The organism is Pectobacterium actinidiae, from assembly GCF_000803315.1.
In the GTDB taxonomy this organism is placed as follows: domain Bacteria; phylum Pseudomonadota; class Gammaproteobacteria; order Enterobacterales; family Enterobacteriaceae; genus Pectobacterium; species Pectobacterium actinidiae.
Genome location: NZ_JRMH01000001.1, coordinates 2471628 through 2492062 on the forward strand (window position 1 = coordinate 2471628; position 20435 = coordinate 2492062).

14 protein-coding genes are annotated in these 20435 nt (G+C 52.7%); 11 read left to right on the plus strand and 3 right to left on the minus strand.

From position 1 onward, the window contains the following. The first annotated feature begins 107 nt into the window (after window positions 1–107). The 9 genes from dauA to KKH3_RS10560 all read left to right on the plus strand — a co-directional run bounded on the left by dauA (window position 108) and on the right by KKH3_RS10560 (window position 10576). On the plus strand, window positions 108–1811 hold the full coding sequence (dauA, locus tag KKH3_RS10515) for a C4-dicarboxylic acid transporter DauA (protein WP_039359092.1): 1704 nt from the start codon (window positions 108–110) through the stop codon (window positions 1809–1811). A gap of 360 nt (window positions 1812–2171) precedes the next feature. Beyond that, window positions 2172–2894 (plus strand): dihydromonapterin reductase, encoded by a 723-nt coding sequence (folM, locus tag KKH3_RS10525; protein ID WP_039359097.1) that lies wholly within the window; start codon window positions 2172–2174, stop codon window positions 2892–2894. 134 nt (window positions 2895–3028) lie between these two features. Then, on the plus strand, window positions 3029–3766 hold the full coding sequence (gene rstA / locus KKH3_RS10530; protein WP_039359099.1) for a two-component system response regulator RstA: 738 nt from the start codon (window positions 3029–3031) through the stop codon (window positions 3764–3766). Next, window positions 3763–5076, plus strand: coding sequence for a two-component system sensor histidine kinase RstB (rstB, locus tag KKH3_RS10535; RefSeq protein WP_039359101.1), 1314 nt, complete (start codon window positions 3763–3765; stop codon window positions 5074–5076). The genes rstA and rstB overlap by 4 nt, the downstream gene beginning before the upstream one ends. A gap of 177 nt (window positions 5077–5253) precedes the next feature. Next, a complete protein-coding gene (asr, locus tag KKH3_RS10540; protein WP_039359103.1) occupies window positions 5254–5670 on the plus strand; it encodes an acid resistance repetitive basic protein Asr in 417 nt (138 codons plus the stop codon). Between the two features lie 387 nt (window positions 5671–6057). Further along, window positions 6058–6360 carry a YmdA family protein gene (locus KKH3_RS10545; RefSeq protein ID WP_039359108.1) on the plus strand — a complete coding sequence of 101 codons (303 nt, stop codon included), beginning with the start codon at window positions 6058–6060 and terminating at the stop codon, window positions 6358–6360. 237 nt (window positions 6361–6597) lie between these two features. Then, entirely contained in the window at window positions 6598–7443 is an 846-nt protein-coding gene (locus tag KKH3_RS10550; RefSeq protein ID WP_039359111.1) for a trypsin-like serine peptidase, read from the plus strand. Between the two features lie 468 nt (window positions 7444–7911). Further along, window positions 7912–9690: a sensor domain-containing phosphodiesterase gene (locus tag KKH3_RS10555; RefSeq protein ID WP_039359115.1), complete on the plus strand. Its 1779-nt coding sequence runs from the start codon at window positions 7912–7914 to the stop codon at window positions 9688–9690. A gap of 46 nt (window positions 9691–9736) precedes the next feature. Further along, window positions 9737–10576 carry an EcsC family protein gene (locus tag KKH3_RS10560; RefSeq protein ID WP_039359118.1) on the plus strand — a complete coding sequence of 280 codons (840 nt, stop codon included), beginning with the start codon at window positions 9737–9739 and terminating at the stop codon, window positions 10574–10576. A 16-nt stretch (window positions 10577–10592) separates the two neighbouring features. On the opposite strand, the gene hrpA is transcribed toward KKH3_RS10560, so the two are convergent. Beyond that, a complete protein-coding gene (hrpA, locus tag KKH3_RS10565) occupies window positions 10593–14480 on the minus strand; it encodes an ATP-dependent RNA helicase HrpA (RefSeq protein ID WP_039359120.1) in 3888 nt (1295 codons plus the stop codon). Between the two features lie 320 nt (window positions 14481–14800). On the opposite strand from hrpA, the gene KKH3_RS10570 reads away from it, so the two are divergent. Next, window positions 14801–15406 carry an FMN-dependent NADH-azoreductase gene (locus KKH3_RS10570; RefSeq protein WP_039359123.1) on the plus strand — a complete coding sequence of 202 codons (606 nt, stop codon included), beginning with the start codon at window positions 14801–14803 and terminating at the stop codon, window positions 15404–15406. A gap of 60 nt (window positions 15407–15466) precedes the next feature. Here the strand turns inward: KKH3_RS10570 and KKH3_RS10575 are convergent, their stop codons facing one another. After that, a complete protein-coding gene (locus tag KKH3_RS10575; protein ID WP_039359126.1) occupies window positions 15467–15700 on the minus strand; it encodes a YnbE family lipoprotein in 234 nt (77 codons plus the stop codon). 15 nt (window positions 15701–15715) lie between these two features. Then, window positions 15716–18307, minus strand: coding sequence for a YdbH family protein (locus KKH3_RS10580; protein ID WP_039359129.1), 2592 nt, complete (start codon window positions 18305–18307; stop codon window positions 15716–15718). A gap of 372 nt (window positions 18308–18679) precedes the next feature. On the opposite strand from KKH3_RS10580, the gene KKH3_RS10585 reads away from it, so the two are divergent. Then, a complete protein-coding gene (locus KKH3_RS10585) occupies window positions 18680–20233 on the plus strand; it encodes a methyl-accepting chemotaxis protein (RefSeq protein ID WP_039359133.1) in 1554 nt (517 codons plus the stop codon). The last annotated feature ends 202 nt before the right edge of the window (window positions 20234–20435 follow it).

Sequence of the window (20435 nt, forward strand, 5' to 3'; positions counted from 1 at the left end):
ATGTATATCTGGATCTTTTGAGCACGTCCGGCGTATCGTAAGGTTGTCGTCGACGGACCGACAGGCCCGCCATATTGATTTACTTCCTTACTTTGGTTTTTGCTTAGATGAAAACGCACGGAATTAACGGTGTCAGGCCGTTCAGCGCGCTGATTGATGCGTGCTGGCGCGAGAAATATACGCTACAACGTTTTACCCACGACATTATCGCTGGCGTTACTGTCGGCATCATCGCCATACCGCTGGCGATGGCACTGGCCATTGCCAGTGGTGTTCCTCCGCAGTACGGACTGTATACCTCGGCCATTGCCGGGATTGTCATCGCCGTCAGCGGCGGCTCACGCTACAGCGTATCGGGCCCGACAGCCGCCTTCGTCGTTATTTTGTATCCGGTATCACAACAGTTCGGGTTATCCGGCCTGCTGGTTGCCACCTTACTTTCCGGTGTATTTCTACTGCTGATGGGGCTCTGTCGCTTCGGCCGCCTGATTGAATATATTCCGCTCTCCGTGACGCTGGGGTTCACCTCGGGGATCGCTATCACCATCGGAACCATGCAAATCAAGGATTTCTTCGGTTTGCAGATGGCAGTTGTGCCCGAGCATTACGTTGAGAAAGTGGCGGCGCTGGCACAGGCACTACCTACCCTGCATCTTGCAGATACGTTGATCGGCGCAACGACGCTACTGGTTTTGATTGTCTGGCCTCGGCTCGGTATCCGCCTGCCCGGTCATCTACCCGCGCTCTTGGCTGGTGTTGCGGTAATGGGGATCATGTCGCTGCTGGGTGAGGATGTGGCGACAATCGGTTCCCGATTCAGCTATATGCTGGCAGATGGTTCGCAAGGGCAAGGGATTCCGCCTATCCTGCCGCAGCTTATTCTACCGTGGGATATTCCGTCGCCGGATGGGAAGACAATGACGCTGGATTGGCAAAGTATTTCTGCTCTGCTGCCTGCGGCATTCTCGATGGCGATGCTGGGGGCAATTGAGTCGCTGCTGTGCGCCGTCGTGCTGGACGGGATGACGGGCAAAAAACATAATTCTAATGCAGAGCTGATGGGTCAGGGGTTCGGTAACATCATCGCACCTTTCTTTGGTGGCATTACCGCGACCGCTGCCATTGCCCGTTCCGCCGCCAACGTGCGTGCAGGAGCAAACTCACCGATCTCCGCTGTGATTCATGCGCTGTTGGTGTTACTGGCGTTGCTGATACTTGCGCCGTGGCTGTCTTATCTGCCACTGGCGGCAATGGCATCGCTGTTGCTGATTGTCGCCTGGAACATGAGCGAAGCGCACAAAGTGGTGGATTTGCTTCGCCATGGGCCAAAAGACGACATTATCGTAATGCTGCTCTGTATGTCGTTGACCGTACTGTTCGATATGGTGATTGCAATTACCGTCGGCATCGTGCTGGCATCGCTATTATTTATGCGTCGCATTGCGCAGATGACCCGTCTGAGCGAACTGCCTGACACCAAAATTCCCGATCATCTGGTGCTGCGCGTTAACGGCCCGCTGTTTTTCGCCGCCGCGGAGCGCATCTTCAACGAACTGACCATACGCAGCGAAGGTTACCAAAATATCATCTTGCAGTGGGATGCCGTGCCGGTGCTGGATGCTGGTGGCCTCAATGCGTTCCTGCGTTTTAGCGAAACGCTGCCCGAAGGCAAACAGCTCATCATCACCGACATTCCCTTCCAGCCGTTAAAAACGCTGGCGAGGGCGAAGGTGCATCCGATTGAAGGACGACTCAGCTTCTACGGTTCATTAGCACAGGCGATTGAGGCGACAACGGTGCGCTCGGCGTAACGGAAACAGAATCGAAATAGTGTGCAGGCCACGCCGTGCTAATGCTGCACGGCAGGCATGTTAAACCGGACGGACGTTTGTTTCACTGTGCCGCTAAATAATCCGTGTAGTCCAGACAGAGTGGCTCACTGTAACGTGTAGACTCAGGAAACTTTTCCCTATTCCCTTTTCTCCTCTTCGCCAGTGATTTGGGTGACAAATCTGCTTGCAGCGGCCCCAACGGGGCGAGGCTCATGGATGAGCCGAGTAACGAAGGCAGCCAACGTACATGCAACGTGAAGTATGACGAGTATGGTGGTTAATTCAGGTATATTGTCACGCTTCGCCCCCTTTTGATTAGCGTGTTGAGGAGACCTCATTGTGACAACGTTTTCTTCTGCTCCCGTGTTAATTACCGGCGGTGCCCAGCGTATTGGGCTGGCACTGGCGCGTTCGCTTCTGGCTCAGTCGATTCCGGTCATCGTCAGCTATCGCACGCCTTATCCTGAATTGGAGACGTTACAGCAAGATGGTGCCGTTTGTCTGGCCGCCGATTTTTCCACCACGGAAAATATCTATAGATTTGCGGAGCAAATCCAGTCGCTCACGCCGCAGTTGCGCGCCATTATTCACAATGCCAGCCGCTGGGAACCTGAAAGCCCCACAACGCCGCCAGAGCAAACGCTGGCCGATATGCTGCAAATTCATGTCTATACACCCTATTTACTCAACCAGTTATTGGAATCTTGCCTGCGTGGGCAAGGTGTTGCTGGCGCGGATATCATTCATCTGACGGATTACGTGGTAGAAAAAGGCAGCGACAAGCATATTGCTTATGCCGCTAGCAAAGCGGCGCTGGATAACATGACGCGTTCGTTTGCCCGCAAGCTGGCACCGGAGGTGAAAGTCAATGCGATCGCCCCCAGTTTAATCCTGTTTAATGAACAGGATGACGAAGCATATCGCCAGCAGGCGCTCGACAAATCCTTGATGAAGATTGCCCCCGGCGAAGAGGAAATTGTCCAACTGGTGGATTATCTGCTCAGCAGCCGCTACGTCACCGGGAAAACGCTGGGTGTTGATGGTGGGCGGGCTTTACGCTGATACTGTTCATAGGCACGCAAAACCTAACTCATGCGAATAAACAACCACTTAACACCCATTTACGCTTCATTTCTCGTTTATGGTCTCTCATCAGGCTATGCTAGAAACAGTGAGTTGGGGATGACGTAGACACCATGCATAAGATTGTTTTTATAGAAGATGATACCGAGGTGGGGAAATTGATCGCAGCCTACCTTGGCAAGCATGACATTGATGTTCAGGTTGAAGCTCGGGGCGATCGGGCATTGGCCTTTATTGAACAGCAGCAGCCCGATCTTGTGCTGTTGGACATCATGCTGCCCGGCAAAGACGGTATGACAATTTGTCGGGAATTGCGGCCACAGTACAGCGGCCCGATTGTGCTGTTGACCTCGCTGGACAGCGATATGAATCATATTCTGGCGTTGGAAATGGGTGCCGATGATTACATTCTGAAAACCACGCCGCCCGCCGTGTTGCTCGCCCGCCTACGCCTGCATTTACGGCAGTATGCCACCGCGCCACAGGCCGTGGCAGAAAATGCCGCGCCCGCCGCGTTGCAGGTGCATAAATCACTGCACTTCGGCCTGCTCTGTATCGATCCGGTCAACCGGGAAGTGACATTAGGGCAAGAGCACATCGTGCTATCCACTGCGGATTTCGATTTGCTCTGGCAGTTGGCGACCCATGCAGGTCACATTATGGATCGGGATGCGCTGCTGAAAAATCTACGCGGCGTGACCTACGACGGCATGGATCGCAGCATTGATGTCGCGATTTCCCGTCTACGTAAGAAGCTGTACGACAACCCGCTGGAACCGTTCCGTATTAAAACGGTGCGCAACAAAGGATATCTGTTTGCTCCCAATACCTGGGAGAGCATCACGCTATGAGAAAGCTGTTCATCCAGTTTTTTCTATTGCTGTTCGCCTGCTTTGTCGTCATGACACTTCTGGTCGGGCTGGTTTATAAAGTCACGGCTGAACGCGCCGGACGTCAGTCCATGGATGACCTGATGAAAAGCTCGCTGTATCTCATTCGTAATGAGCTGCGCGCGATCCCCCCACGCGACTGGCATAAAACCATCAACCAGCTCGATTTAAACCTGTCATTCAAACTGCACATCGAACCGGTGAGCAAATATGCGCTTAGCCCCAATAATCGGCAGCGTCTGAATCAGGGGGAAATTATCGCGCTGGATGATGAATACACGTTTATCCAGCGCATCCCCCGCAGCCACTATGTTCTTGCTGTCGGCCCGATTCCTTATTTGTTCTTCCTGCACGAAATGCGCCTGCTGGATTTGCTGCTGGTCATGCTCATCGGGCTATCGCTGGCGTTTCCGGTTTTCCTCTGGATGCGCCCACACTGGAAGGCCATGCTGAAACTGGAGAATGCCGCGCAGCGACTGGGAGATGGTCATCTGGAGGAGCGCATTCACTTCGATAGCACCTCAAGCCTGTACCGACTCGGCGTTGCCTTCAACCGCATGGCAGATAACCTGAATCAGCTCATCAACAGTAAAAAGCAGCTGATTGACAACATCGCGCACGAACTGCGCACGCCTCTGGTCAGGCTGCGCTATCGGCTGGCAATGAGCGACAACCTGACAGAAGACGAGCAGCAGGCGTTAAATCGGGATATTGGCCAGCTCGAAGCACTGATTGACGAGCTGCTGACGTATGCCAGACTCGACCGTCCACAGGTGACGTTGCATCTTGCCGATATTGATATTCCGTCGTGGCTACAGGCAAAAGTTGACGACTTCCGCCTGATCCACCCAGACAAACACATCTCGCTGGACATGCCCCACTCGGCACAGATTGGGGCGCTCGATTTACGCCTGATGGAACGGGTGCTGAATAACCTGATCGGTAATGGGTTGCGTTTCTGCCACAGCCGATTGCATATCAGCCTGACGTCCGACGCTGGGCATATCGCCTGTCTGCAAGTCGAAGATGATGGCTCCGGTATTCCGCCCGAAAGCCGGGAAAGCGTGTTTGAACCGTTTGTCCGTCTGGACGCGGGTATTGAGAACAGCAGCGGCGGATGTGGGCTGGGACTGGCAATTGTTCATGCTATCGCCCGGGCTTACGATGGCAGCATTACCGTCGATGACAGCCCGCTCGGCGGTGCCCGTTTCCGTTTTTGTTGGCCAGTAAAAACCACGACAGCATCGGCCGCACTCGCCATTCAACACTAGCACCGAGACGGCGGTAACCCCGCCTTTCTCCCTATCATCCTCGCCTTCTCTGGCTTGTACATTAGGTTACACACCGAAACCAATCACTCACTGAAGCCGTTATCCGTTTCTCCTATTCTCTCTTCAACGGCTCAACTGAGGGCCACGAAACGTGAATGAGACAATGAGGAAATGATGATGAATAAAGTATTAGTGATGATCGCCGGTGCGGCACTGGGTCTGTCCTCTGTAGCGTTTGCCGCGGATACCGTAACCAGCGCACCTGTTCAGCCTTCTGCAACGGCCACAACTTCTGCTCCGGCCAAAACCGTTCACCATAAAAAACATGTGAAGACAGCTAAACCGGCTCCTGCACAGAAAGCACAGGCCGCTAAAAAACACGTGAAGAAAGCTAAACCAGCCCCTGCACAGAAAGCACAGGCTGCCAAAAAACACGTGAAGAAAGCCAAACCAGCCCCTGCACAGAAAGCGCAGGCCGCTAAAAAACACGTGAAGAAAGCTAAACCAGCCCCTGCTCAAAAAGCACAGGCCGCTAAAAAACACGTGAAGAAAGCGAAAACTGCAAAACCAGAAACCACTACGCCAGCCGCGTAATCGGTAAGCAACCACGCCTTCCCCACGGGGAAGGCGTCACTGTAGGTAAGCTCTATTTGAACCACACCACTAAGGGCTTCGCGTCTGACAATCATCAAACACCCGGTTTACCGGGTGTTTATTTCATGGGGGGACGGGAGAATGATGCGTCGGTACTCATTTGAAATTATGCTATCCCTCGTTCTGCTCTGTGGCCTTATCACCCTGAGTTTTTTTCTCTAGTCGCAGAGTCTGCATCACACAGCGATTCGCACCGCGATTGATCGCGAGATAATTGAACGTCAAAAATGTCGGTATTTCGCCAAATAAAGATTTTTGGAGTAGTAAAGTTTTATCACTCAGCGCCGTTTATATCAGTACACTCCAGGCAATACCGAGAACATGATAATGAAAAGAAACCTGCAAATATCTGCCCTATTGCTGAGTACGCTGGCTGCAACATCGTATACCTTTGCTTCCCCCTCTTCGTTGACCGGCATCATTCGCTTTTCAGGTGCCATCGTCGAACCGGTCTGTGATATTACAACGCGTTCAAATAATGTGACCGTCAGTTGTGAACGACAAGGGGAAGTACAAACGCTACAAATGAAAAACGGCTCACAGCATGGTGTTTTACCGCAAGGCATCGGTTCTGTGAATTCGAAAACCTTAAGCTCCAATGCACGTATCGTGATCGTCAGCTACGAATAAAGCAGACGGTGTTTGCGGCATGTTGACGTAAAAACGCTACGCCACTTCATTTCGTGGCGTAGCTGTTCACCTCAGAGAACTCATGATGAAATAAGTACCGTGATATCTCGTGCCACGCTTTTTACACTCGATAACATTTTAATTTTCAGTCTCTCACCCACAAATACATCTATAGTTAATTCAACACGCTATATTTAGCGCCTCAAGATGACTTTTCTCATAAGGTTTATTCACTACATGCGCATATCAGCCTGGTTGTTATGTTCATTACCCTTTATCGCCCCGCTCAGTTGGGCGGAATCCTCACCGACAGACACCGCCGCGCAGAAGCAGCAACAAATCTTATTTTTCAACCATGACGATCGGGATATCGTTCCCGACACGGCAGTTTGGCCGTGGCAAGCGATTGGACAGTTGGAAACCGCCAGCGGCAACCTCTGTACCGCGACGCTAATCTCCCCGCACCTGGCGCTGACAGCTGGGCACTGTGTGGTCACGCCACCGAAAGGTGAGATAGATAAACCCGTCGCGCTGCGCTTTCTGGCGTCGGAAAATGGCTGGCGTTATGAAACAACGGACATTGAAGCGCTGGCGAATAAAACACTCGCCAAAAAACTGAAAGCCGACGGCGAAGGATGGATCGTTCCGCCTTCAGCAGCACCGCTGGACTACGCCCTGATTCGGCTCAAGCAAACGCCACCCGACATTCGCCCGCTCCTGCTCTGGCAAGACAGCCGCCAGGCGTTGATGCAGGCGTTGAAGAATAATGGTCAGCGCGTCACGCAGGCAGGTTACCCGGAGGATCATCAGGAAACACTTTATCGCCATCAAAACTGTTTGATCACCGGCTGGGTTCACACTGCCGTTATGGCGCACCAGTGCGATACGCTGCCTGGTGATAGCGGCTCCCCGCTGATGCTGAATTCACCAGCAGGCTGGGTGCTCATTGGCATCCAAAGTTCCGCACCCGACGCCAGTGAACGCGACAGAGCTGATAATCGCGCCGTTTCCGTTACGGCCATTCGCCAGCAGTTAGAAACGTTAGCAAAACTACATTCCCCAAAACCAAGTTCACCAAAATAACGCTAACGCCACAACACCCCACCGTCAGGCGGAAATCGTTATTCAAGATACCGCCTGACAGCATCGTTTACCGCCGATTTCATGGTATAAAAAAATATCTGTTCTATTCTTATCAGAAAGATAGATTAATCATCCATATTGTCACCCCACAACGGGCATAACAATTATCAGAATGCTATTTTCTCTGATGGAAGCGGCCATTTTTTATAATTAGATTCCCATTTATTCGCAGAGCACTTTCTCAGCCAAAAGGCCGTTATTTTTTCGTAACCTTTCGGAAAATATAATAAATTCACATGGCGCATTGAAAACCGAAAACATGCCTGAAGACAAAAAAGCGCCTAAGTCTTAACGGAAAGATAAAGGTGGTATAATAAGTTACCTCAATTTTTAGCCTCTATGTTATTGTGTCGCCGTTAAATTAAATTGATGTCGTCGCGATTATTATTGCGAAAAGGAAGAGTCTACATGTTAAAACATTTGAGCCATGACGAAAAAAAGCGCATGCAGACTCTCGACGAATTACAGAAAACCGATACATCTCAAGACGATATCCTTCACAAACTCACGAAACTGGCCTGCCAACTGCTCGAAACTCCGACGGCTCTCGTGACGCTAACCGGCTCCACATCTCTGCATGTTAAAGCGAAAACCCATTTCCTGTTGGATGATATGGATAAAATCGGTTCCTTCGACCATTTTACCGTACAAACGGGTCAAGCATTTATCTGCAATGATGCCATTCATGACGAACGTTTTAAAGACAGCCCTTATGTAACCAGACAGCCTTTTATCCGTTTTTATGCTGGTGTTCCGCTTACAACTAAAGAAGGTTATTCCATTGGGACGTTCTGCGTTATCGATTATGTTCCGCGAACGTTCAGTAAAATCCAACTGCGCCTACTGCACGATTTAGCCGCCATTGCGATGGTGTTGATGGAATACCGCAATGCGATTGGGCTCATTGACGCCGTCACTCTTTTACCCAACCGCCAGCGCCTGATTGACGACATCAGCCGCATTACCGACATCCACGAGCCCTACCTGCTTATTCTGATTGATACCATCGACATTTCTTACGCCTATGAAATGGGATGTGCACTGGGCATGCCGACCGTAGAAGGGCTGCTGAAAGATATCGGGGTCTTTTTACGTCTTAGCTTAAATTCATCGAATAATCTGTATTCTGCCGCCGTAGGCCGTTTCGCCCTGTTGGTGAAGGCCGATAGAAAAGAGCAGGTTCTGGCTGAGCTCGATGCCTGTGCTGAGCGGATCCATGAAAGTATCGCCAGCCATATTCCGCTCAAGCTGGAGCTTTTTGTCGGCTACACAGAATTCCAGATTCCGGCCAAAGACCCACAGCAAATATTGCGTGAATCGATGAGCGCGCTGCGCACCGCCATCAGCAGAAATATCCGCCAGTTTGCTTATGACGCAGAGGCCGATCAGGCGCAGAAAATCGCCTTTACCTTGCTCAATGAACTGGCTGACGTCTTACAGAATAATAAACCGGGTCTATATTTGGTTTACCAGCCGAAATTAAGCATTAAGACTAACACCGTTATTGGTGCCGAAGCGCTGATTCGCTGGCGCCATCCCGATTTAGGTGAAATTTATCCCGATCAATTTATTCCGCTAGCGGAAGGCACAACGCTGATGCGTCCGTTAACGGATTGGGTCACACGAGAAGCGGCATGTCAGGTGAAGCAGTGGCGTCAGGAAGGCTTAACGTTCCCTGTGTCGATTAACGTTTCCGCCAGAAACTTTTCCGAGAATGATTTTATCCCACGCCTCATCACCATTCTGGAGAATCACGGCCTTACCCCTAGGGATATTGACATCGAGTGTGTCGAGACGCAGAAAATCATCGAAAGTGCGGAAACACTCGCCACTATCCAAACGCTACAACAGCTCGGATTTACTATCGCTCTTGATGATTTCGGTACGGGGTATAGCAACTTAAGCTATCTGCGCAATATTCCCTCTACGGTGATAAAGCTAGATAAATCGCTGATTAAAGATATAAAAACTGACCGCAAAAGCCGCGTCATTGTGCAATCGATTATCAGCATGCTACACAAACTGAATTACATTGTGCTGGCGGAAGGGGTGGAGAATAAGGAAACGCTTGAACATCTGGCTCGTTTTGGATGTGATGAAGTACAAGGTTACTATTTTTCCCGACCTATCCCACCCGATGCGTTCACCAGCTGGTTAACGGTTCACTCGTCACAAACGTCTGCATAACTATCCCGTCAGGCAGGCTATTCAATAAACGGTACGGAGAACGCACATGACTCTTCTTACTCCACAGGATGCGCTCGCCATCAAACAGGCCATGGCGCTGCTGGAAGCCCCCTCGTTTGCCATACAGGCGGCCAATCTGGTTGGAAAACCGATTGAATGGAGCCTGTCGAAGCTACCCGCTATGGTGAAAAATAAAATACAGGATGTGGTTCACGCTGCGCTTCACAAAGCGGTAGACGCCGCACTCTATACGCTGGACGATGCTCCTGCTCGTGTAGCCTCGCCAAAGACACACAAACTGGCCGTCGCCGCTTCCGGTGCAGTCAGCGGCTTTTTTGGTGCCGCCGGTCTGCTGGTTGAACTGCCTATCAGCACCACGATCATGATGCGTTCCGTAGCGGATATTGCCCGCAGCGAAGGTTTCTCCCTCAGTGATTTTTCCGTCAAAGCCGCCTGTGTGGAGGTTTTTGCGCTCGGAGGGACACAAGAAAGCGATGACGCTGCCGATTCTGCCTATTACACGTCACGCGCGGTTCTGGCCGATATCACCCGACACGCCAGCCGCGAATTAATCGGCATTGCTGGCAAGAAAAGCGCGGGGAAAGCGTCTGCCAGAATGAGCACGTCACAGGCAGGAAAAACGCTGGCAAAACTGATTGATGCGGTAGCCACCCGATTAGGTGTCACCATGACGGAAAAAATGGCCGCGCAGATTGTCCCGGTGATTGGTGCCGCCAGCGGCGCCGCCATTAATACGCTATTTATTCACCACTACCAAAACATGGCAAAAGGCCATTTCATCATAAAACGTCTGGAGCAGCAGTATGGTGAAGAAGCGATCAGGTCGGCTTACCTTGAGATCAAAAAACAGCCATCGCCGACCTGATGTGATACCGAAAAAATTACCCTTCGACTTGCTCCATTGCCTGCAAGACGCGCTTATCCGAGATCGGGAATGGCGTCCCTAGCTGCTGGGCAAAGTAGCTGACGCGCAGCTCCTCAAGCATCCAACGCACCGCTTTCACGTCGTCGTCATCACGTCGCTCCGCAGGCAGCTTATTCCACCACTGCTGCCACGCCTGTTGAACCTGCTCTACTTTCAGCATCTGTGCCCGATCGCGGTGGACATCCTGCGCCAGTTTCTCCAGACGGCGTTCTATCGCATGCAGATAACGCAGCACATCCGGCAGACGCTGCCAGCCGTTGTCGGTCACAAAACCACGGAACACCAGGCCGTTCATCTGGCTCTTGATATCACTTAACGCCAGCGCCATCGCCATATCTACACGCCCTTTCAGACGCTTGTTAATGGTGAAGACGGCCGTCAGGATTTGCTCAACCTGTTTGGCGATATCAACCACCGTATCGTTCAGCTCCGCACGCACTTTTTCATGCAGTTGCTGGAAGGCTTCTTCCTGCCAGACCGGGCCACCGGATGATTCAATCAATTTGTCCACCGCGCAGGCGATACAGTCATCGATGAGATCCAACACTTTGCCGTACGGATTGAAATAGAGACCGAGTTTCGCCTTGTTCGGCAGTTTTTCATGCAGATATTTGATCGGCGACGGAATATTCAACAGTAACAGACGGCGCAACCCCTGCCGCATCACCTGCTGCTGCTGATGCGGCGTATCGAACAGGCGAATCGCCACGCTATCTTTTTCATCCACCAGCGCCGGATAGGCTTTGACTGAATAGCCGCCCCGCTTCTGTTCATAGCAGTCCGGCAGCGAACCAAAACTCCAGACGTGCAGGCCGCGCTGCTCCAGCCCGTCATCTGCTACGGATGACAGCGTTTGCTGCACTTTATCCTTGAGCTGATCTTTCAACGCGTTCAGGTCTTTACCTTCCCGCTGCGTCCGATTCTTCTCATCAATGACGCGGAAGGTGATTTTCAGATGATCGGGCACCTGATCCCACTGCCATGCCTCACGCGGCACCGTGACGCCCGTCATCAGCCGCAGTTCACGTTCCAGCGCATCCAATAGCCCTTTCTCTAATGGCGTGGCACGAGCCAGAAACGCCTCGGCATAGTTCGGTGCGGGAACAAAGTTACGGCGTAACGGTTTAGGCAACGATTTAATCAGCGCAATCGTCAGTTCGCGGCGCACACCGGGAATCTGCCATTCGAAGCCCTCTTCGCGTACCTGATTGAGAATAGGTAACGGGATATGTACGGTTACGCCATCCGCATCCGTGCCCGGTTCGAACTGATAGGACAAGCGTAATCTCAGGCTGCTCTGATGCCAGAAATTTGGGTAATCCAGCGCACTGACCTTCTCCGCACCGTCTTTGATCAACATGCTCTTTTCAAAATTAAGCAGGTCGGCATTGTCCCGGCTGGCGGCTTTCCACCACTTGTCAAAGTGGCGCGACGAGATGATATCGTGCGGCAAACGCTGATCGTAGAAAGCAAACAACGTCTCGTCATCCACCAGAATGTCGCGGCGGCGCGATTTGTGTTCTAAATCTTCAACCTCCGCCAGCAGCTTGAGGTTGGCGCGGAAAAAGGCGTGATGCGTTTGCCAGTCACCTTCCACCAGCGCATGGCGGATGAACATCTCACGCGCCAGCGTCGGATCGATTTGGCTGTAATTCACCTTGCGCGCCGCGACAATCGGCAGCCCGAAGAGTGTCACCTTCTCCTGCGCCATCACCGTGCCCTGCGCTTTCTCCCAGTGGGGATCGCTATAGCTCCGCTTAATCAGATGTTGAGCCAGCGGCTCGATCCACTCGGGTTCAATACGAGCGGCAATACGCCCCCACAGACGGCTGGTTTCCACCAGTTCAGCGACCATCGTCCACTTAGGCGGCTTTTTGAATAATCCGGAGCCAGGAAAAATCGCAAACCGTGCGTTGCGCGCGCCGCTGAATTCCTGTTTCTCAATATCTTTCTGCCCGATATGCGACAACAAGCCAGTGAGGAGCGCACAGTGAATACTCAGGTAATCGGCAGGTTCGCTGTTGACGGGCAGCCCCAGTTCTTTCACCACCTGACGCAACTGCGTGTAGATATCCTGCCATTCGCGCACACGCAGATAGTTAAGGAAATCTGTGCGACACTGGCGGCGGAACTGGCTGGAAGACAGCGTTTTTTGCTGGTCGCGCAGGTAATCCCACAGATTGACGAAAGCCAGAAAATCAGAGTCCTTATCAGCAAAACGACGATGTTTCTCATCCGACGCCTGTTTTTTATCCATCGGCCTTTCGCGCGGGTCTTGGATCGACAGCGCCGCAGTGATCACCATCACTTCACGCACACAGCCGGTTTTACGGGCTTCCAGCACCATTCGCGCCAAACGCGGATCGATCGGTAATTGCGCCAGCTGTTGCCCCTGCGGTGTCAGGCGATAATGTCCGTTCTCCGCCAGATTAATGGCCCCCAGTTCCTCCAACAACCGCACACCGTCCTGAATATTGCGCTTATCCGGCGCTTCAACAAATGGGAACGCGGCGATATCGCCTAGCCCCAACGATGTCATTTGCAGAATAACGGAAGCCAGATTGGTGCGAAGAATTTCAGGATCGGTAAATTCAGGCCGCGACAGGAAATCCTGTTCGGAATAGAGACGAATACACACCCCGGCAGCGACACGGCCACAGCGCCCTTTACGCTGATTCGCCGATGCCTGCGAGATCGGTTCAATCGGCAGGCGCTGTACCTTGGTGCGGAAGCTGTAGCGGCTGATACGCGCGGTACCTGGGTCGATTACATAGCGAATCCCTGGCACGGTGAGCGAGGTTTCCGCCACGTTGGTCGCCAGCACAATGCGGCGGCCGTGATGAGATTGAAAGACGCGGTTCTGTTCCTGATTCGACAGACGCGCGTACAGCGGGAGGATCTCGGTATGCGGTAAATCGAGACGGGTCAACGCCTCTGCCGTATCGCGAATTTCACGTTCACCGCTCATGAAGACCAGAATATCCCCCGATCCTTCGCGCGTCAGTTCATCGACCGCATCAAAAATTGCCTGTAGTTGATCGCGCTCGCTGTCATCCGCATCTTCCACTACGGGACGATAGCGCACGTCTACCGGATAGGTCCGGCCGGACACTTCAATGATCGGTGCGTTATTAAAATGGCGGGAGAAGCGCTGCGGATCGATAGTGGCCGACGTAATAATCACTTTTAAATCGGGGCGCTTTGGCAACAGCTGGCGCAAATAGCCCATGATGAAATCAATATTCAGGCTGCGTTCGTGCGCTTCGTCGATAATCAACGTGTCGTACTGCATCAACAGGCGATCCTGCTGAATTTCAGCCAGCAAAATACCGTCGGTCATCAGTTTGACCAGCGTATTGTCACCGACCTGATCGTTAAACCGGACTTTATAACCGACGCTGCCACCCAGCGGCGTTTCCAGCTCGGCGGCGATGCGATCAGCAACGGTTCTGGCTGCCAGACGACGCGGCTGAGTGTGGCCGATCAGACCGTGCACACCGCGCCCCAGTTCGAGACAGATTTTCGGCAACTGCGTGGTCTTACCCGATCCTGTTTCACCTGCGACAATAATCACCTGATGATGACGCAGCGCCTCCAGTATCTCGTCTTTTTTCTGGCTAACGGGAAGCTGTTCAGGATAGTGAATCGCGGGGCAGCTTGCCCGTCGGTTCTCGACTTTCTGGCGAGCGACAGCGATTTCCCCCTCAATGTCCTGCGCGATCGCCGCCTGCGCCTGTGGGCTGCTGACCTTTGCCGCGCCCTGTAAACGGCGGCGCAGACGTTGCCGATCGCGAAGCATTAGCTCACTTAACTGCGTAGATAATGCACTGAGAGGTGATTTCACGTTGCTCTTCCTTAATCGTTTTCTCTAATTCTGTCTCTGCCGGGGGCGATGCTCGCCGCCGAATCTGGCTCGATGGAGCCTACCCTGATTTCAAGGCACGGAATGTTTAAGCCGTGGAAATTTTAAGCCGTGGATAGTAGCACATTGTCATAAGCGGCTCTAATCGCCTTGTTCGGTCGTATTCAAACGTCGTCTTATTCAAGAAAATCGAATAAAGACCTCGAATATTTGCACTTTTCGCTTTCCAGAGCACCGCATAAGATGTGACGCATCAAAGGGCGTTATGTTGTCGCCCGCTTCAATCACTAAAGGAATTGGCAATGAGCAAAGTATTGGTTCTGAAATCAAGCATTCTGGCAGGTTATTCTCAGTCAAACCAACTGGCCGACCACTTCACCACCGAATGGCAGTCTGCGCATCCAAACGACAGTATCACCGTCCGCGACCTGGCTGCTCAACCGATTCCGGTTCTTGATGGCGAATTAGTTGGCGCACTGCGTCCTTCTGATGCCGCCCTGACCCCTCGTCAACAGGAAGCCCTGAAGCTGTCCGACGAGCTGATCGCCGAATTGCAGGCACATGACGTTATCGTGATCGCCGCGCCAATGTATAACTTCAACATTCCGACCCAGTTGAAGAACTATTTCGACCTGGTGGCGCGCGCGGGTGTAACATTCCGCTACACCGAGCAGGGTCCGGAAGGTCTGGTGAAAGGTAAACGCACTATCGTATTAACCAGCCGTGGCGGCATCCATAAAGGCACGCCAACCGATTTACTGGAACCGTACCTGCGTGTATTCCTGGGCTTCCTCGGTCTGAACGACCTGGAGTTCGTGTTTGCAGAAGGCTATGGCTACGGCCCAGATGTGGCACAGAAAGCCACCGAAACGGCGAAAACTCAGTTGTCTCAACTGGTCACTGCATAACGAATCGTGGTTCATAACAGATCATTGTTACCGACCTTGCCATTGATTTACTTGGCTTGACTATTGCGCGCCCTCCGGCGCGCTTTTCTTTATCTCATCGCCAGCCGCATTCTCCGACCTTTCCAGCAGTTGCGTCGCCTCTTTATCCGCTTTGATGTGAATCTCATGCTCGATCTTTACGTTCATATTGATGGTTATCGGCTCTTTGGGCGCAGCCACTTCGATACGCGGCACGCATCCCGTCAGGAATGCGGCCATGCAACATGCCGCCAGCAATGTCTCGCACTTGTTCATTGTTCTACCTTGAGTTTATTCATTTGCCTGCTGCTCCAGCGTATTCCGCAAGTTATCGCCAAAACGTAAGCTGCGCCATAGCTGGAAGAGATTCTCCTGATGGCGATAGTTAAGAATAACCTGTCGTTTCGCACTGAGCTGCGGGTTTTTCCCCTGCACCTGCGATGTCAATGTCAGCTCTCCCTGATTATTCAGGTCAAGCGCAGCATAGGAACGCCCAATCTCCAGGTAGCGCAACCAGCCAATCGCCGCCCCGCCAGCCAGATTTTTACTTGCTAACTCGTCGGCCAGTTGATTATCCAGCCGCAGCGTCAGGAAACCATCATTGGTAATTCGTCCACCTTCAATCAGCATGGTCGGGTGATTAAAATTCAACGGAAGCGTGCCGCTCACGCGCCCGGACAGGGCAAACTGCTTTTGCTTCAGTACCGTCACTAGCTCACTGAGATCCACGCTCTTAACGGTGAACAACGCGGGTTCCCGCTGCGGCCAGCGCAGCGTCGACAGGCCGATATGTCCATCCAAGACGTCCATGTCAGCCTGAGACATAACTAGCGGCTGTCGCTCGCTGTACGGGTAAAACCCCTGAAGGTCGACGCGAATATTGCTCATCCGAAACAGGTTATCCAGCACGTCAATTCGCAGCGCGACGGGTTGCTTCACGCCCAATTGCCAGCGCTGATCTTTCAAACGATAAGGCAGGATAAAATTGACGCCGCTAACTTCACCATCCTGTAGCCACAGACCGCCATTTTTCACCACCCAATGCCCGCCCGCGCTGAATCCTTCTTTGCGTGCGGCGGAAAATGCCGCCTGCGCGTAAAACTGCCCGGCGCGAATGTTCATTTTCAACAGCGGGGAAAGCAGCGGCTGAAACACCTTTAGCGGTTGTGTCGGCCACCACGCACCACCGCGCAGTCGTTCACCATCCCACCGGCCACGCAGCCTGACCGGCCCGATATCTTCAGCCTGTAGCTGCCCCTGTAGCTGGAAATCATCCGGGCTACGCCCCTGCATCTCCAGCGTTAACAACGAAGGCGGCAAGTACCCCCCGTTGCTGAAGTGCGTCCGCTCTGAGGCCAGTTGCAGCGCCCCTTGAAAATGCTCACCGGAGCGGGCCCGCTGCCAACGGATCGGCTCAGTAATGGTCAGCCGGGGCTGATGCACCGTCACAATGCCGTAGCTCAACTGATCCAAACCGCTCGACAGTTGACTGACTTCAATCAGGGTATCTTGCCACTGGCCTCGACCGGCCACATCCCACTGACCGTTGAGCGGAGGCAGATGACCGTTGCCCCAATAGCGCCATTGCCACTGCCCTTGATCAGGCCAAAAATCCTGCGCCTGGCCGTCAAGGTGCAGGCTAAAACGCCCCCAGTATGCTTCCCGCGCCTTCACAATCGCCTGTAATCGCCCATTCACACCCGTCGCACTGACTCGGACACCCGCTAGCGGCCAGCGTGCTTCTTCAAGGTAAATTTGCGGCGCAGGCGTTCCCCAGGCGCGTAGCAGCGCCCCTGGTAAAAGAGAGAGTTCGGGATTGAGAATAGAGCCCTGCAACACCCCCGGCAACGTTGCCGTCAGGGAGAGTGCGGGTAAATTTGCCTGCCCGGTAAGCTGAAAGCGCAATTCGCTGTTGAGCAAGCCGATGTTGCCCGGCCCCAACACCAGCACGGCGTTCGCCTTGCCGTTATGTCCTTGCGTCAGCATGTTTAACCGCGCGTTGATCGTGGTGGCATCCAGCCCTTGTCGCCAATGCTGTAATGTCATGGCCACCTGCCCGGAGAGTGGCTGATCGGCATAAGGCCAGCGCCAAACGCCGTTAGTGACCTGAATCACCTCATCCGTCAGGTGCCACGGCAGCGATATCAGCGGCGTGTCGTCATTCGCCGCATTCAGTACCAGCTCACCGGTTTGATGATGCCAGTCCAGCAGGAGCGAAAGTGGATCGGGTGTCTGCCCTGAATCCAGTTTTCCGGTGAGCCGCCCCTGCACGGGTGCGGCATCCAACGTATCGGCCAGTTCCATCTCACCACTGACTTGCAGGCGCGCAAATCCTGCTGGCGTTGCGAGCATGCTTTCATGCAACGTCAGACGCTTATCGTTCAGTTCTGCCTTAAACGCCAGTTGATCGCCCTGATAATCCAGCGTTTGTAGCCGTTTGCCGTCGCTGCTGAATCGCACCTGTCCGGCATAATCCTGCCAGGGCTGTAGCGTAAACGTCTTCACCTGAATATCGACAGCAGGTAGCCGCTGTTGCCATTGCACCAACTGCGCCGCTGGCTCGGTGCTGCTGTTTGCTGGCACATGCTGCAAGCAGTCGCTGTTTAGCGTCACGGCATCAATGTCGACATGCCATCGCCAGCCATGCCAACGCAGCGTCATATTCCGCACGTCAACGAGCGTGCACTCCCCGGCCGTAAGACTGAACCCCACGCCATGCAGCCCACCGCCCTGCCAGCCAGGTGTCCCATTCACGGTCAAAGATATCGCCTTCGGGAGCCAGATGTCGGCAAGGCGTGGCAGCCACTGCGGCAGTGTTCTCCAGGAAAGAAACAGCAATGCGGTGAGCAGGAAAACGATTGAAAGTGCACGTTTTTTGATCATTAGCGCGAGTTAAGCATCCTGTTAAATAGCGGTAAAAATTCGTCCTGCATGCCTCTGTCGATTATTCATTCACAAATCGCTCTTTTTGTTAACAAACAGCCCAATCCAACTCACATTTACTGCTATTGTGCGTACGTACTCATTACCCTTTCGTGGTAAAATGTTTAATCGAGGTTATATTTTGTAATGAATCACGTTATCTCATCATGAACAAAGCGTTTACGGGTGGATATCAGGATTATCTCGTTCTGCCCGACCGCCTTAAAAAAAACAATGAGCAACTTGAAGCATTACCGCTATCCGCTGATTCATTGTCGTGGGTATGCCTCATGTTAAATCAGTATTCGGACACAGCATATCAAGGACTGCTTTATGCGCAATAACACCCCTGTAACCGACCGCCTGCACCCTCTTTCTGAAAAAACCAGACTCATGTCGGTCACCACGCCAGAAAGTCATATTACCTACGCAAACAAAGATTTTATTGATGTCAGCGGCTACACCACAGATGAGCTGATGGGGCAGCCCCATAATCTTATCCGACACCCAGATATGCCACCAGCCGCCTTCGCGGATATGTGGAAAACGCTGCGCGCAGGCAATATCTGGACGGGGATTGTGAAAAATCGGTGCAAAAATGGCGACCATTACTGGGTAAAATCCAGCACCACGCCGCTGAGAAAAGGCGCTGACATTGCCGGTTATATGTCTGTGCGGACAGCCGCCTCACCCGAAGAGATTCGTCAGGCCGAGGGGCTCTATGCCAGTGCAAATGAAGGTAAATTGAAATATCGCACCTTCCATCATGGTCTGCTTATTTATACCGGGCCATTGCGCATCCTGAGTCTTTTTAAAACCATGCCATTACGCTGGCGTATCCGCAGCTATTTTCTACTCTTTAGCCTGATTCCGCTCATCGCCGCCTATTCTTTACTCGCGGGAACGGCATTGGCCTCCGTACTCTTTCCGCTGCTCATCGCCTGTTGTTTTGTCAGTGGTGAGCTTCTGGTGCACCATGTTGCCCGTCCCATTGAGCAAATCCTGACTCAGGCCATGCGTTCCGCTGCCGGACAGGCGGACAACCTGACGCAGCTTAATCGCGTAGATGAAATTGGCATGTTAATGCGTGCGGTAAACCAGTCCGGCATGAATTTCCGCACCTTCGTGGACGATGTGAACACCAATCTGAGCGAGCTGAAAAACGCCTGTAATGAAATCGCGCAAGGCAACCATACCTTGGCACAGTGCTGTGAGGAAACGGAAGAGAGCCTGCAACAAACGGCGGCGTCCGTCGAACAGCTTACCGCAACAATAAAAAGTAATGCGGAAGCCTCGCTTCAGGCCTCACGCTATACACAAGATGTGAATCAGGCGGTGAACTCTGGCGAACAGGCTGTCAGCCAGGTCTCCGATACGATGGAAACAATCACCCGTTCCAGCGAACGGATTACGGATATCGTCAGCGTGATGGATAATCTCGCGTTCCAGACCAATATTCTGGCCGTGAACGCCGCCGTTGAAGCCGCACATGCGGGAGAACAGGGTAAAAGCTTTGCGGTGGTCGCCAGTGAAGTGCGGTCGTTGGCACAGCGTAGCGCCACCTCTTCCAGCGATATTTCGACCATCATTGACGAAACGCTGAATAGTATTCGTGCCGGTGAACAGCAGGTTTCACACACGCATAAATCCATGAGCAATATTCTGCTACAGGTTCAGCACGTCACCAATTTGATGAATGAGATCAGCCTCGCAACGCAGGAACAATCTCAGGGGCTGGAGCAAATTAATGAAGCGGTAAACCGCATCGATGAGCTCACACATCAGAATACCGCGCTGGCGAGTCAGTCACATTCAGCCACCGATCACCTGCAACAGCAGATCTCGAGCATGGTACAAGCAGCCTCTGTTTTCAGCCTTTCCCGCTAGTTAATCTCATCCTCACGGACGCTCATATCAGGGCGTCCATCGTCCTATTTCCTCATCATGTTTCTCTTTCTTCAACCCAGGTACCCACCGTGCAAATTCGCAGAGTCATAATATACTTAACAAACGAATGCTTTTGGTCATCGGCACAGGCTCTTACCGCGAGTCAGGCTGGGTAACTACTTTCCTGAAGAAAAAATAACGG

Bases quoted from the DNA above. Each gene is read 5' to 3' on its own strand.
- dauA (WP_039359092.1), top strand. From the start codon at position 108: ATGAAAACGCACGGAATTAACGGTGTCAGGCCGTTCAGCGCGCTGATT.
- rstA (WP_039359099.1), top strand. From the start codon at position 3,029: ATGCATAAGATTGTTTTTATAGAAGATGATACCGAGGTGGGGAAATTG.
- rstB (WP_039359101.1), top strand. From the start codon at position 3,763: ATGAGAAAGCTGTTCATCCAGTTTTTTCTATTGCTGTTCGCCTGCTTT.
- asr (WP_039359103.1), top strand. From the start codon at position 5,254: ATGAATAAAGTATTAGTGATGATCGCCGGTGCGGCACTGGGTCTGTCC.
- KKH3_RS10545 (WP_039359108.1), top strand. From the start codon at position 6,058: ATGAAAAGAAACCTGCAAATATCTGCCCTATTGCTGAGTACGCTGGCT.
- KKH3_RS10550 (WP_039359111.1), top strand. From the start codon at position 6,598: ATGCGCATATCAGCCTGGTTGTTATGTTCATTACCCTTTATCGCCCCG.
- KKH3_RS10555 (WP_039359115.1), top strand. From the start codon at position 7,912: ATGTTAAAACATTTGAGCCATGACGAAAAAAAGCGCATGCAGACTCTC.
- KKH3_RS10560 (WP_039359118.1), top strand. From the start codon at position 9,737: ATGACTCTTCTTACTCCACAGGATGCGCTCGCCATCAAACAGGCCATG.
- KKH3_RS10570 (WP_039359123.1), top strand. From the start codon at position 14,801: ATGAGCAAAGTATTGGTTCTGAAATCAAGCATTCTGGCAGGTTATTCT.
- KKH3_RS10575 (WP_039359126.1), bottom strand. From the start codon at position 15,700: ATGAACAAGTGCGAGACATTGCTGGCGGCATGTTGCATGGCCGCATTC.
- KKH3_RS10580 (WP_039359129.1), bottom strand. From the start codon at position 18,307: ATGATCAAAAAACGTGCACTTTCAATCGTTTTCCTGCTCACCGCATTG.
- KKH3_RS10585 (WP_039359133.1), top strand. From the start codon at position 18,680: ATGCGCAATAACACCCCTGTAACCGACCGCCTGCACCCTCTTTCTGAA.